The organism is Candidatus Saccharimonadales bacterium (genome assembly GCA_035945435.1).
Taxonomy (GTDB): domain Bacteria; phylum Patescibacteriota; class Saccharimonadia; order Saccharimonadales; family DASZAF01; genus DASZAF01.
The window spans coordinates 26,851-40,672 of record DASZAF010000026.1 but is presented as its reverse complement, the minus strand read 5'-3'; the positions used below and the strand labels follow the sequence as shown (position 1 = coordinate 40,672).

At 48.9% G+C, this 13,822-nt stretch carries 7 protein-coding genes, 2 tRNA genes and 2 rRNA genes; 4 read left to right on the top strand and 7 right to left on the bottom strand.

The window, feature by feature from the left end; translation table 11 throughout:
• Positions 1-70: 70 nt before the first annotated feature.
• The 3 genes from VGS28_03845 to VGS28_03835 all read right to left on the bottom strand — a co-directional run bounded on the left by VGS28_03845 (position 71) and on the right by VGS28_03835 (position 4,454).
• Positions 71-3,861: ribosomal RNA gene (locus VGS28_03845) — 23S ribosomal RNA — on the bottom strand.
• Between the two features lie 402 nt (positions 3,862-4,263).
• Positions 4,264-4,340, bottom strand: a tRNA-Ile gene (locus VGS28_03840).
• A 37-nt stretch (positions 4,341-4,377) separates the two neighbouring features.
• Positions 4,378-4,454: transfer RNA gene (locus tag VGS28_03835), tRNA-Ala, on the bottom strand.
• A gap of 66 nt (positions 4,455-4,520) precedes the next feature.
• On the opposite strand from VGS28_03835, the gene VGS28_03830 reads away from it, so the two are divergent.
• Together VGS28_03830 and VGS28_03825 are read left to right on the top strand one after the other, a co-directional pair.
• Positions 4,521-4,820 (top strand): hypothetical protein, encoded by a 300-nt coding sequence (locus VGS28_03830; protein HEV2412902.1) that lies wholly within the window; start codon positions 4,521-4,523, stop codon positions 4,818-4,820.
• Between the two features lie 42 nt (positions 4,821-4,862).
• Positions 4,863-5,633 (top strand): hypothetical protein, encoded by a 771-nt coding sequence (locus VGS28_03825; protein HEV2412901.1) that lies wholly within the window; start codon positions 4,863-4,865, stop codon positions 5,631-5,633.
• 221 nt (positions 5,634-5,854) lie between these two features.
• On the opposite strand, the gene VGS28_03820 is transcribed toward VGS28_03825, so the two are convergent.
• From VGS28_03820 to gyrB, 4 genes are all read right to left on the bottom strand, one after another.
• Positions 5,855-7,331 (bottom strand): 16S ribosomal RNA (locus VGS28_03820).
• The 16S and 23S rRNA genes sit together here with 2 tRNA genes alongside, the layout of an rRNA operon.
• Before the next feature lie 137 nt (positions 7,332-7,468).
• The gene (locus VGS28_03815) at positions 7,469-7,906 is read right to left on the bottom strand and encodes a divergent PAP2 family protein (protein HEV2412900.1); all 438 of its coding nucleotides are present in this window, start codon (positions 7,904-7,906) and stop codon (positions 7,469-7,471) included.
• Positions 7,907-7,915: 9 nt separating this feature from the next.
• On the bottom strand, positions 7,916-10,462 hold the full coding sequence (gene gyrA / locus VGS28_03810; protein HEV2412899.1) for a DNA gyrase subunit A: 2,547 nt from the start codon (positions 10,460-10,462) through the stop codon (positions 7,916-7,918).
• Between the two features lie 2 nt (positions 10,463-10,464).
• The gene (gyrB, locus tag VGS28_03805; protein HEV2412898.1) at positions 10,465-12,444 is read right to left on the bottom strand and encodes a DNA topoisomerase (ATP-hydrolyzing) subunit B; all 1,980 of its coding nucleotides are present in this window, start codon (positions 12,442-12,444) and stop codon (positions 10,465-10,467) included.
• Between the two features lie 141 nt (positions 12,445-12,585).
• Between gyrB and VGS28_03800 the strand changes: the two genes are divergently transcribed.
• Entirely contained in the window at positions 12,586-13,416 is an 831-nt protein-coding gene (locus VGS28_03800; protein HEV2412897.1) for a hypothetical protein, read from the top strand.
• 100 nt (positions 13,417-13,516) lie between these two features.
• Positions 13,517-13,816 (top strand): hypothetical protein, encoded by a 300-nt coding sequence (locus VGS28_03795; GenBank protein HEV2412896.1) that lies wholly within the window; start codon positions 13,517-13,519, stop codon positions 13,814-13,816.
• The last annotated feature ends 6 nt before the right edge of the window (positions 13,817-13,822 follow it).

Sequence of the window (13,822 nt, the reverse complement as noted above, 5' to 3'; positions counted from 1 at the left end):
CACACACGAATTACTAGTCGAACATTATCCCATCCATAGCTTAGTGTCAAGCACTGAGCTTGGATGAGAGCATAAAAAGTCAATGGACCTATTAGTATACTTCGGCTCAGTATATTACTACACTTTCACCTTGCACCTATCAACCTGATCGTCTTTCAGGGGTCTCATAGAGAAATCTAATCTTGAAGTCAGTTTCGCGCTTAATATGCTTTCAGCGCTTATCTGGTCCATACGTAGCTACCCGGCCATGCTGTTGGTACAACAACCGGTACACCAGAGGTATGTTCATCCCGGTCCTCTCGTACTAGGGACAAATCTTCTCAAATTTCTTTGCGTCCACACCGGATATAAACCGAACTGTCTCACGACGTTCTGAACCCAGCTCGCGTACCACTTTAATCGGCGAACAGCCGAACCCTTGGGAGATGCTCCTCCCCCAGGATGTGATGAGCCGACATCGAGGTGCCAAACAGCGCCGTCTATGTGAACTATTGGGCGCTATAAGCCTGTTATCCCCGGGGTAACTTTTATCCGTTTGCGTCGTCGATCCCACGTTCATGTACAAAAGTACGAACGACGGGTCACTAACTCCCACTTTCGTGCCTGCTTGGATTGTAATCCTCACAGTCAAGCTGGCTTATGCGTTTGCACTATCACTTCGATTTCCATCCGAAGTTAGCCAACCTTTGAACGCCTCCGCTACTCTTTAGGAGGCAACCGCCCCAGTTAAACTACCCACCAGACACGGTCCACTGACCGGATAACGGCCAATGTAAGAATAAGATTACAACAAGGGTGGTATTTCACCGGCGGCTCCACAAATACTAGCGTATCTGCTTCAAAGCCTCCCACCTATGCTACACGTGTTATAACCCGATTCAATGTCAAGCTGTAGTAAAGCTCCACGGGGTCTTCTCGTCCTGGTGCGGACAGACGGCATCTTTACCGCCAATGCACTTTCACCGAGTCCTTCCTAGAGACAGTGTCCAGATCGTTGCGCCATTCGTGCAGGTCAGAACTTACCTGACAAGGAATTTCGCTTAGTGTCAAATGACAACGCTCTGTTAATATGCAGCACGCTTTCACTGCTCTCTATGTCGCCATAGAGCTCGGACTATATCTTCACTGAAGTTAATTCAGAGTTTGGCGTGTAGTCTCTGAGGATTCTAATCAATTCTTCTCTGGGTTTTTGGCGATTCATCGTCTGCGCGATTTTTGCAATTTCGATCAAGCCATCCCTAGTGAGATGCCTGCCCTCATTCACAATAGTCACACATGCCACAAACTTCTTAAAGTCGTTATCTTTAGAGGTTCTTAGCGCATATTGCTCAAAGAACGGAATGATAATTGTTAACAGATCACTTCGTTTTCTCACAACATACCGATATAGATGCTCTTTATGATTATCGTAACGTCGGTTGATTATCAGCTGTCCGACACCAAAAAATCTCTGAAGATCTTCTAGCGCCGCCAAACTCTTTTCACCTTGCGTTACGGCAAATTCATGAGCAACTTGATAGCCAGTCTTGTATCCTGTGCGCTTATCTCGATCTGGTTGTTTGATAAACCCTATCGAGAAGCAGCCCTCACCATCAACAAAACCTAGGACCCAACCTAAATTAATTAGCCTTTCCTGCTGATTGTCCGCATCTGGCACATTATCACCATGCTGGTACATAAGCTAATGCTTATTATACAACAGTACGGTAGTGCAGAATTCTACAGCCCTTTAAGGCACGGGGTTTCCAGCATTTAGCCAAATTTTCTTCTTAAACCTCTCGGCAGAGGGAAACAGAAGGGAGTCTCTCACTCCACTAAGGCAGCAATCCTACCTTAGGACGGTTATAGTTACCGCCGCCGTTCACCGGGGCTTCAGTTCGGAACGTAAATTCCTCCCCTTAACCTTCCGGCACCGGGCAGGCGTCAGCCCCTATACTTCCACTTTCGTGTTAGCAGAGACCTGTGTTTTTGGTAAACAGTCGCCTGGACTCTTTCGCTGCGGCCTTCCTGTGCGAGCACAGGCGAGGCAGACCTTATCCCGAAGTTACGGTCGCTGTATTGCCGAGTTCCTTTAGGAAGGTTCTCTCGTACGCCTTGGTCTACTCGACCTGAGTACCTGTGTTGGTTTGCGGTACGGGCGGCTATACCCACATGTTCACTTGCTTTTCTCGCCAGCTTGGGTCACTCGACTCGCTCCAAAAGGAGCTCGCATTCGCGCTTCACCAGCCAAAAGGCTGGCTAGACGCTTAGACGGATATAACCAAGAATCCGCTCAAGCTACCATGCCGTGCACAGTGTACAAAGATATAACCGGTACGGGAATATTAACCCGTTGTCCATCGCCTACGCTACGCGCCTCGGCTTAGGCCCGACTAACCCTAAGATGATTACCATGGCTTAGGAAACCTCACTCTTTCGGCGGACAGGATTCTCACCTGTCTTATGGTTACTCATTCCAGCATTCTCACTTCCTCACGCTCCACCAGACCTTACGATCTGACTTCACCGCAGAGAGGAACGCTCCTCTACCGCTGCAGTAAACTGCAGCCCATGTCTTCGGTAGTATGCTTAGCCCCGTTACATTTTCCACGCAAGATCTCTTGACGAGTGAGCTGTTACGCACTCTTTAAATGAATGGCTGCTTCCAAGCCAACATCCTCGCTGTTTAAGAAACCTCACCTTGTTTCCCACTGAGCATACATTTTGGGACCTTAGACGATGATCTGGGCTTTTTCCCTTTCGAGCGCCGAGCTTAGCCCCGACGTTCTAACTGCCGTGATACCACGACCGGTATTCGTAGTTTGTTAAGGGTGGGTACCGTTGCCAGCCCCAGTCCTTTACAGAGCTCTACCCCCGATCGCTATCACACGACGCTAGCCCTAAAGCTATTTCGAGGAGAACCAGCTATCTCCGAGTTCGATTAGCATTTCACCACTAACCACAGCTCATCCAAACATGTTGCAGAATGTCCTGGTGCGGCCCTCCACGTGGTTTTACCCACGCTTCAGCCTGGCCATGGTTAGGTCACTCGGTTTCGGGTCTACTCAGCAGTACTAAACGCCCTATTCAGGCTCGCTTTCACTATGGCTCCGCCAGATGGCTTAACCTTGCACTGCAAAGTAACTCGCTGGATCGTTCTACAAAAAGCACGCCGTCACCGGTAAACCGGCTCCGACTCCTTGTAAGCATGCGATTTCAGGGTCTATTTCACTCCCCTCCCGGGGTTCTTTTCACCTTTCCCTCACGGTACTAGTACGCTATCGATCACGCAGTGTATTTAGCCTTGGAAGGTGGTCCTCCCAGATTCAGACAGGGTTTCACGTGTCCCGTCCTACTCGAGAAAAAAATATAAGGCTAGCTTCGCTTTCGCGTACGAGACTATCACTCTCTGTGGTGCAGATTTCCAACTGCTTCTGCTAGCAAAGCTTCTTGTCGACCTTATGAGATGTTGACAGCAATCTCTCGCATATAAGAGTACTTGATAAATCAAGGCCTCTTATATGGTCGTTTTCTTCTCACAACCCCTTATAGATATTCGCCTGTCAGCTTATCTCGCGTGAGTTAACACGCAAAAAACCTAAAAGGTTTGGGCTGTTCCCATTTCGCTCGCCACTACTCTGAGAATCACTTGTTGTTTTCTATTCATCACCCTACTAAGATGTTTCAGTTCGGGCACTTGCCTCCTGACAGCCTATGAATTCAGCTGACGGCAACATGATATGACTCATGCTAGGTTTCCCCATTCGGAGATCTCCGGATCAAAGCTTGTAGACAGCTCCCCGAAGCTTATCGCAGTCTTCCACGTCCTTCTTAGGCACTACGTGTCAAGGCATCCATCGCATGCTCTTGAGTAACTTTTTATGCATTTGTATCGACTAGTAATTAGTATGCACTAATTACATGTCTGTCCTTTACCTTACCAAATTGTTAAGTTGCAAAACTCCCTTGAGAGTTACACAGAAATGAACCGTAGAAAACAACGATTAACTCGTGTGTATTCTCAAGATCCTTCATTCCTTCCTGAGTATAAAAGGAACAGGACATCCACCAAGATAGGCTTCGTGTCAGAGGTTAATCGGCTCCTTTGATGATGTGCTCGATTAACGATGACCTCACTAGCCTTAATTTTAGCACTTCTTACCCGTCAGTGCAATAAAAATAATGGAACAAAAAGGGCACCTATACGGTGTCCTTCTCTGCCACAGATGAGATAAACGATAAAACTCACTGCCGACAGATGACAGTGAGTTTATCATGCGATTCTGGTGGGCTTACCTGGACTCGAACCAGGGACCTCGTCATTATCAGTGACGCGCTCTGACCAGCTGAGCTATAAGCCCATATTCTCACCTATTATAACTATAAGTAAGAGAATCTTGGTGGAGCATGTGGGACTCGAACCCACGACCTCCTGCTTGCAAAGCAGGCGCTCTAGCCAGCTGAGCTAATGCCCCACATCTCAACGAGACAGGGGTATTGTACCTTATTAGGTTGTTATCAGACAAGTTATATCTTACTATGTGACTAAAGATAACCGGAAAACCTACATGTCTATAAAAGGCTTTATCATCGGCTTGATACTTATCGCCATCGGTACTCTCGGAGTCAAGTTCAATTATCAGATCTCCAACAACTTAGGCTCAATGCCAAGCTTAGAGGGTTTTCTGGGACCAGGACGACAGTATGCTATCTACAAGCTCCTTGCAGTTATTCTTATCATCTTCGGCTTCTTCGTTATGTTCGGCGTATTTCATGACGTTGCCAACTTCTTGCTCTCTCCCCTTCAAGGGATCTTCGGTGGCCACGGTTCACAACCCTAATGCTTGCCTGTTCTTTATCTGAATGATACGGTTGACTTCATTATGAGTGAAGCCGCAGACATTCTCTATGTCCACAACATGGGTGGAGCCCGTCCCTACGATCGTCTAAACGCCGCTTTGAAAGTTGAGGCTGCAAGGCGTGGCCAACGATTGGAAGACCCGATATTATACGGAGATCCTAGGGGTGATGGCAGTCTCGTGGTCGTTAGAACTCTCGGTCGCGAAGCCGCTATCCTCCAAGCCTCCCTTGCCAACCTCAGTGACACGGGGACTATAGTCACAAACTCTCGCGGCCTTCGTTCACTCGCTGAGTGTGGCTCAGGCAGTCTCAACCCCGGCGGACAACGAAAGATCCGTGCCTATGCCCCCGCATTCAAGGGGCTCGACCAGCGAACTAATCTGATTGCCGGTCTACAACCGGCCACAGATGAGGAAGAAGAGGCAGCCCAAGAGGACGGTGGTGCTCACGGTGTTCTGAGGATCCCGACGGGGAAAGATAGTCATATGTCCATTGTCATCTCACACGATGCCTGGCAGGAAGGGCTGGTTAGTGCCGACCCTCTCTATGAGGCTATCGTGACCCTAGACCAATTTGGTGATGCGATCGTCTATCAACCTGAGGCTGACACCTGGTTAGGCCCCCAAGAGGACGAATACGCGGTACTCCGACACACCAGCTCAGCAATAGTAGAGACGGTCCCGAGCACAGGCCACGTCTTATTGGGTAAGTTCCCGGCACTTATAGCAGACGCCGCACTCTCTGGGGTACAAATCGGGCCATTAGTGTCAGCAGGTCTAAGGGTCAATACGTAGAGTCTCTCCGCAACGAAAATTGATGTAATAAAAATAACAAGACCCCGTACAGAGACGGGGTCTTTCTTAACAATCTGGTAGTGCAAGCCAAGCGTCTGTCGATTTAAAGGTGACCTTGTCATGTCTCCGAAGAGACTAAAGTTGTTCAGCAGATCTAACTAAACAATATGACCGACCTCGCTATTGAATAGATCACTCTATTCAAGGCGTAAACTCCCTAGAAAGGAGGTAATCCATCCGCACCTTCCGGTACGGATACCTTGTTACGACTTAACCCCAATCATCGCCCCCACCTTAGGCCAAAACGAAGTTTGGACTTCGGGTGTTGGTGACTTTCGTGGCTTGACGGGCGGTGTGTACAAGACCCGGGAACGTATTCACCGCGGCATGCTGATCCGCGATTACTAGCGATTCCGGCTTCATGCAGGCGAGTTTCAGCCTACAATCCGAACTGAGACCGGTTTTGATGAGATTTGCTCCCCCTCGCGGGTTGGCTGCCCATTGTACCGGCCATTGTAGCGCGTTTCTAGCCCTGGATGTAAGGGAAATAAGGACCTGACATCATCCCCTCCTTCCTCCCCGTTGCCGGGGCGGTCTGGCTAGACATATCTAACTAGCCATAAGGGTTGCGCTCGTTACTGGACTTAACCATACATCTCACGACACGAGCTGACGACGGCCATGCATCACCTGTCACTGCGTTCCCGAAGGCACTTTCTGCTTTCGCAGAAATTCACAGGATGTCAAACCCAGGTAAGGTTCTTCGATTATCATCGAATTAAAGAACACGCTCCACCGCTTGTGCGGGTCCCCGTCAATTCCTTTATGTTTTAGTCTTGCGACCGTACTACACAGGCGGGATGCTTAACGCGTTAGCTTCGCTACTGAACGGGTCGATGCGCCCAACAGCTAGCATCCATAGTCTACGGCGTGGACTACCCGGGTATCTAATCCGGTTCGCTCCCCACGCTTTCGTGCCTTAGCGTCAGAAATGGACCAGTAGCCTGCCTACGCCATTGGTGTTCCTCCTAATATCTACGGATTTTACCCCTACACTAGGAATTCCAGCTACCTCTTCCATTCTCAAGTCTGTCAGTTCGGGAAATAGCCGTACGGTTGAGCCGTACGATTTCACTGCCCGCTTAACAGACCGCCTACGCAACTCTTTACGCCCAGTCACTCCGGATAACGCTCGCCTCCTCCGTCTGACCGCGGCTGCTGGCACGGAGTTAGCCGAGGCTTATTCCTCTGCTACTGTCATATTCATCACAAAGAAAAGCAGTTTACGACCCGAAAGCCTTCATCCTGCACGCGGCGTTGCTCCATCAGGCTTGCGCCCATTGTGGAAGATTCCTTACTGCTGCCTCCCGTAGGAGTCTGGACCGTGTCTCAGTTCCAGTCTGGCTGATCATCCTCTCAGACCAGCTATCGATCGTAGCCTTGGTGGGCTGTTATCTCACCAACTAGCTAATCGAACGCAGGCTTCTCCCAAAGCGCCGAAGCTTTACTCCGAAGAGCACATGCGGCATTAGCTACCCTTTCGGGCAGTTATTCCTCACTTTGGGGCAAATTCCTACGCGTTACTCAGCCGTCCGCCGCTCGTCAGCATCTAGTAAACTAGACCTGTTACCGCACGACTTGCATGTATTAGGCACGCCGCCAGCGTTCATCCTGAGCCAGGATCAAACTCTCCATAAAAGTGAGGTGATTTTCACACCTCTGGACTGACGATGACTTGCACTACCAAATTGTTAAAATACACCTCACACTGCGACCTCCTGATCGCGTGCAGCACTAGACATATTACCTGTTAAAAACAGGGATGTCAATGATCTTTAATGCACCAAGTAGACAATGAGACCGACCACAAAACCCACAAGAACACCGGCAGCAGTCTGCGTAAGCGTATGACCGTGGACGACATAGAGAGAGTCGGCTTCTTTACGAAGCTCTTTATCGTGCTCGATTATCTTCTTGAGAAGCTCCCCCTGGACTCCGACGCTGTAGCGGACATTCATAGCGTCATAGATAACGATGGCCGCAAAGAGAGCACTGACACCGAAGATGGCAGAGTTAACCCCGCTAGTGAAACCGACGACTGTGACCACCGAGGCGACGATAGCAGAGTGAGTACTTGGCATACCCCCAGCTCGGTACATATATCTCAGGTTGTTTTTGAGGCCTATGACATGACGGTGATCGATACCGTACTTCATCCCCTGAGCGGCTATCCACCCTAACAGCGGAGCAACTAGATACTCAGGGAAATGCATCTTTAGCCTCTATTCCTTTTCACTCTTCTTATCCAATTCAAGTTCGTCATCTGTACCGACATCATTAGCACTCAGGATCCCGAATGAAGCAACGGCGTCTTTGTCATCAAGCCTCATCAGTCGTACACCCTGGGTAGCTCGACCCAGTAGCGAGACGTCTTTAAGGGCTAGTCTGATGGTTTGACCTTGGCTGGAGATGATTATCACCTCCGTTGATTCAGGTGGCAGAGAGCGTACGGTTACCAATTCTCCTGTCTTACTATTTACAACAGCAGCCTTGATTCCGATGCCTCCTCTCTTATGAGTTGGGAAGTGAACTACTTTCGTTAGTTTACCATAACCATGGACGCTTAAGACAAGTACTTTTCGCTTCTCATCGACAATATCCATACCGACTACTCTATCGTTTGGTCGCAGGCGAATACCTCTGACGCCCCTGGCAGCACGACCCATCGGTCGGATATCCTTTTCACTAAAGCGAATAGCCTGACCGAAAGCGGTCGAAATGATGATCTCATCGTTGCCCGTACTGAGATGGCTCCACTTCAACTCATCTTTGTCATCGAGCTTAATAGCAATAAGGCCAGTCGTTCTAATGTTATTGTAATCTGACAGTGACGTCTTTTTGACTACACCGTGAGTTGTGGCCATAAGTAGGTAGCCCTCGGATTGACTGGTGCCGTTCGGGACTCGGACGATAGAGCTGACCGTCTCATCCGGCTGTAGCTGTAAGAGGTTAACAACAGCGATACCCTTTGCAGTTAGGCTGGCTGGTGGTACTTCATACGCTTTAAGTCTGAAGACACGCCCTTTATTGGTAAAGAAGAGCAGCCAGTCGTGAGTGGTCGCCAAGATTAACTGATCAATGACGTCTTCTTCCTTGGTGGTTATACCGCGTTTGCCTTTACCACCTCTGTGTTGCTGGCGATACTCAGTTAGCAGAGTCCGCTTGATGTAGTTGCCAGACGTAAGAACAACAGCCACCTGCTCGTCAGGGATCAACTCTTCATCAGTAAACTTATCGAGTTCTTGAGAGATTACCTTCGTCCGGCGTTCGTCTCCATACTGTTCTTTGACCTCCTCGAGCTCCTTGCGAACAACGGCAAGAACCTTCTTCTCATCGGCCAGGATAGATTCAAGTTTAGCGATCAATTTGCGGAGTTCTTCGAGTTCATCTTCGATCTTCTTGCGCTCAAGACCAGCTAGGCGTCGAAGCTGCATCTGAAGAATAGCTTCAGCCTGGAGGTCGCTCAACTTGAACTTCTTCATCAAGTTATCGTGGGCTTCTTCAGTCGTCTGGCTGGAGCGGATTGTGCTGATGACCTCGTCTATATGATCAAGCGCAATCTTGAGACCCTCTAGAATATGAGCACGCTCTTTGGCTTTACGAAGTTCATACTCTGTTCGGCGACGAACAACTATCTGTCGATGCTTAAGATATTCCCTAAGGATCTCCTCAAGGCCTAAGACACGTGGCTGGATACCATCGATAAGAGCCAGCATGTTGTAATGAAAGGCTGTCTGGAGGGCGGTTAGCTTGAAGAGTTGGTTAAGAATCTTCTTCGGGTATGTGTCTTTCTTAAGCTCAATGACAATCCGGACCTTGCCTCTTGCAGTCTCGTCACGGAGATCGGAGATGCCATTGATCTTCTTCTCTCGAGCTAGTTCGCCGATACGTTCGACCAGATTAGCCTTGTTAACTGCGTACGGCACCTCTGTGACAACAATTCGATGACGTCCCTTATTAGTCTCCTCGATCTCAGCAACGGCCCTGATAACCACACTCCCCTTTCCAGTCGCATAAGCCTGTTGCATAGACTGACCGCCATAAACGATAGCTCCTGTCGGAAAGTCGGGACCCTTAATGTGTTTGAGTAGGTCCTCAATGGTCGCTTCGGGCTTATCGATCAGTTCAATGACTGCATCAGCTACCTCATTAAGGTTGTGTGGAGGGATGTTGGTTGCCATACCAACGGCGATACCTATCTGACCGTTTAGAAGTAGGTTCGGTACTTTCGCCGGCAAAACAACTGGTTCCTGTTCTGAACCGTCGTAGTTGTCCCTAAAGGGTACCGTCTCTTTATCCAGATCGGTTAGTAGCGACTCACCTACCTTAGCCATGCGGGCCTCGGTGTAACGTTGGGCAGCTGGCGGGTCACCATCCATGGTACCGAAGTTACCTTGACCATCCACTAACATGTAACGAGTTGAAAAGTCTTGAGCTAATCTTGCCATGGCATCATAGATAGCTACATCACCATGCGGGTGGTACTTACCCATGACATCACCCGTGATACGTGCGCTTTTAACGTACTTTGTACCAGGACGCCAGCCATTGCGCTCCATTGAGTAGAGTATTCGACGGTGAACCGGCTTGAGTCCGTCACGGACATCAGGTAGAGCGCGCTCGACAATGACGCTCATTGAATATTTAAGATAGCTGTCCTCCATGACGTCTTCAACTGTCTGGAGTTCAAGGGTCTTTGAATGAGAGACATCCATAACCTCTCCCTCTAAAGGCATCTCTTCATCATTGATGTTTGGTTCGTCTGCCATGACTAGATATCCAATTCCGCCAGATCAATGAACTTCGCCCTACTCTGTATGAAAGTCTTGCGAAGTTCAACCTCGGTGCCCATTAGTTTATTAAATATAGCGTCCGCTTTCTCTGCGTCTTCGACATTAACCTGAATGAGAACTCGGTTTTCGGGGTTCATAGTTGTATCCCAGAGTTGTTCAGCATTCATCTCACCAAGACCCTTGTAGCGTTGCATCTGGACGATACCTGCTTGTTTAATTCTGTCATCTGTATCGTTGACTTTTGTACCACGCTTCTTGCGCTCTTCTATAAGATCGCTGACAATCTTGTCACGCTCGCCATCACTATACGCATATAACTTCTTAGCAGCACTCGGTCGGATCAAATAGAGTGGCGGTTTAGCAAGATATAAGTGGCCACCGTCAATCAGATCCCTCATATATCTAAAGAAGAGGGTCATAAGAAGGGTTGAGATGTGACTGCCATCAACATCGGCATCAGTCATGATGATAATTCGATCATAGCGGAGGTTGCGTACATCGAACTGTTCATCAATACCCACTCCGAGGGCCCTAATAAGACTGACTATCTCGTTGTTGCTGAGCATCTTGTCGAGACGAGCCCGCTCGACATTTAAGACCTTACCTCTTAATGGCAGGATAGCCTGAGTGCGACTATCTCGACCGTTCTTGGCAGAGCCACCGGCCGAGTTACCCTCAACGATATAGAGCTCAGAGTCACGAGGGTCTTTCGACGAACAGTCGGCTAGCTTACCAGGCAGTGAAGTACTCTCGAGCGCCCCTTTCCTGATGACGTTCTCCCGGGCAGCACGGGCAGCCTTTCGGGCACGAGCCGAGAGAATGGCCTTGCCGATAATCTTCCGAGCAGTTGCCGGATTTTCCTCCAGATAATACGCAAACCACTCGTTCATAACTGATTCGACGTAGCGTCTGACCTCAGGGTTACCTAACTTATTCTTGGTCTGACCCTCGAATTGAGGGTCTGGAAGTTTAACAAGGATAACAGCGGTTACACCTTCGCGGCAGTCTTCACCGCTCAGGTTCTCCTCTTTCTCTTTAAGGAGTCCGTTCTTACGAGCATAGTCGTTAATAACACGGGTAAGAGCAGTTCTGAAGCCTACAAGGTGAGATCCCCCATCAGGGTTAAAGACGTTGTTGGCAAATGCCTTTACGGTCTCAACATAGCCATCGGTATACTGGAGCGCAATTTCTACCCCGCTGTCATCAACCTGACGTTCAACATAGAAGATGTCATCGCTCAGGACGTCTTTCCCGAAGTTGAGGTGCTTAACGTAAGATCGAATACCTCCTTCAAAATAGAACGTATATCGATCACCAGTTAGTTCATTGATGGCCGTATTGCGGATGCCCTTGGTGAGATAGGCCTGGTGTCGGAGATAGTCAAGCAGCCAGTCATAGTCGAACTCGGTATTTTCGAAGATGTCGGCGTCTGGGTAGAAAGTCACACTAGTACCAGTCTTATCGCTGTCAGTTGTACCGATGACTTTTACCTCTTCAAGAGGTACTCCCCTTTCGTAATCTTGACCGTAAATCTTACCGTCACGATAGACTTCAGCGTGCAGTCTTGTCGAGAGAGCGTTCACAACGCTCACACCGACACCGTGCAAACCGCTAGAAACTTTGTAGCCCCCGGCACCGAATTTACCTCCAGCATGCAAGACAGTTAAAACGGTCTCCAGAGCACTCTTGCCAGTCTTAGCCACCTTATCAACTGGTATACCGCGACCGTTATCCGTGACACGAACACCGCCATCGCTCAGAAGAGTTACGTTGACGTCAGTAGCAAAACCAGCAATTGCTTCATCGACAGAGTTGTCGGCTAGTTCTTTGATTAGATGATGCAGCCCTTCCTTACCGGTGCTACCGATGTACATGCCAGGTCTTTTGCGTACAGGCTCCAAGCCCTCAAGGACCTGGATCTGGCTCGCATCGTATTGCTGCGTTTTTTGTTTAGCCATATCCCTCACTCCAACTTCGGGTACTGATTTGATGTTTTACAACCCTTCTATTATATCGGTTAATTGTTGCTCATTCAACCTATTGCACTGAACATAATCCTTATGCTATTCTAGATACATCACTTGAGGTGAAAAACAAAAATGTTATTTCGGAAACTGGTGTCAGGTCTGCCATTTAGCCCGACCCTTCTCGGCCAACTGGGACTGTACGCAAGCAAGTTGCAGAGCCGACTAACTATTCGCCGGCTAGGTTTGCTCTTCATTGTCCTAGCCATAATCGTGCAGTTATTCGTCGTTCTAAAGCCATCTCGCGTGACTTACGCACCAAACCTACAAAGTATTACGCCTACGCTTGACGCGGCTCATCACGGGCTTCTGAAAGCCCCGGGTGACTTGGCGGGCTATAGCTTTCCGGCAGGTGTGTCCGGTTCATTCACTATCAACAACCTGACAAACACAACTCACAACACCATCCAACCTGGCGACCGTCTCCAGTACAATCTTGCTATCCATAATGCCACTTCCTCAGCGATCAAACTTAACTTCGCCTGGGCTATGGGCGGCCTACTTGACTACAGCACCATCTATGGATCACCTGCCGACACTAGTCTTGATCAAGCTAACCAGACGTTAAGCTGGAAAGATCTGACTGTCGGTGCTAAAAAGACAGCTATCTCGCAAGTTGTCATTCTTGTAGATAATAGGACGCCTAGCTATCCTCGCTCTGGTGGTCTCTATAACTGTTCCTTGACTGTTTCATTCGACATGACAAGCTCTAATCTGCCACTTGCCTGTTCCGACACCAAGAAGGCCGAGAACTTCGTCAACAACCTGCCGGTTGTCAGCAAGAACACCAATTTGGTTATCTTGGGTGTTATTTTTATCCTGACGCTTTACTTTGAATTCAGAGACCAGCAGATACGTCAGGAGCTCAAGCTGATCCGGAAGGAGTTTAATAATGGAGCAATCTAAAAAGTCCGTCCATAAAACAAGGGGGGCGGAGACGAGTTCGACCGTCTCGCACGAGTCTCAAATGCTTTCACTCCGAAAAGAAACTTCTTTTAGCATGACTATGAGTTCCATCCAAAAAGAGATGGGACCTATTAGCAGAAGCTTCAGCCGCTTCATTCACATCGGACCAGTAGAGATTCTCAGCGACATCACCAGTAGATCGCTGGCACGACCTACTGCACTTCTTATCGGAGGCATTACTGCGTTCTTTGGCCTCTTCTCACTCTATCTGGCCGCTAGAGATAATGGTTTTGCACTGAGAGGTTCTGAGTTTTACGTTCTTTTCGCCGCAGGTTGGATCGTTGGTATAGCCATAGATCTTGGACGCATCCTGCTGGGGAAGACTAGATCTGACGCTTAGACAATC

What these genes read in the sequence shown, in the direction of transcription:
- gyrB (HEV2412898.1), bottom strand. Translation starts at nt 12,444, where the DNA reads ATGGCTAAACAAAAAACGCAGCAATACGATGCGAGCCAGATCCAGGTC.
- VGS28_03795 (HEV2412896.1), top strand. Translation starts at nt 13,517, where the DNA reads ATGAGTTCCATCCAAAAAGAGATGGGACCTATTAGCAGAAGCTTCAGC.
- VGS28_03825 (HEV2412901.1), top strand. Translation starts at nt 4,863, where the DNA reads ATGAGTGAAGCCGCAGACATTCTCTATGTCCACAACATGGGTGGAGCC.
- VGS28_03800 (HEV2412897.1), top strand. Translation starts at nt 12,586, where the DNA reads ATGTTATTTCGGAAACTGGTGTCAGGTCTGCCATTTAGCCCGACCCTT.
- VGS28_03815 (HEV2412900.1), bottom strand. Translation starts at nt 7,906, where the DNA reads ATGCATTTCCCTGAGTATCTAGTTGCTCCGCTGTTAGGGTGGATAGCC.
- gyrA (HEV2412899.1), bottom strand. Translation starts at nt 10,462, where the DNA reads ATGGCAGACGAACCAAACATCAATGATGAAGAGATGCCTTTAGAGGGA.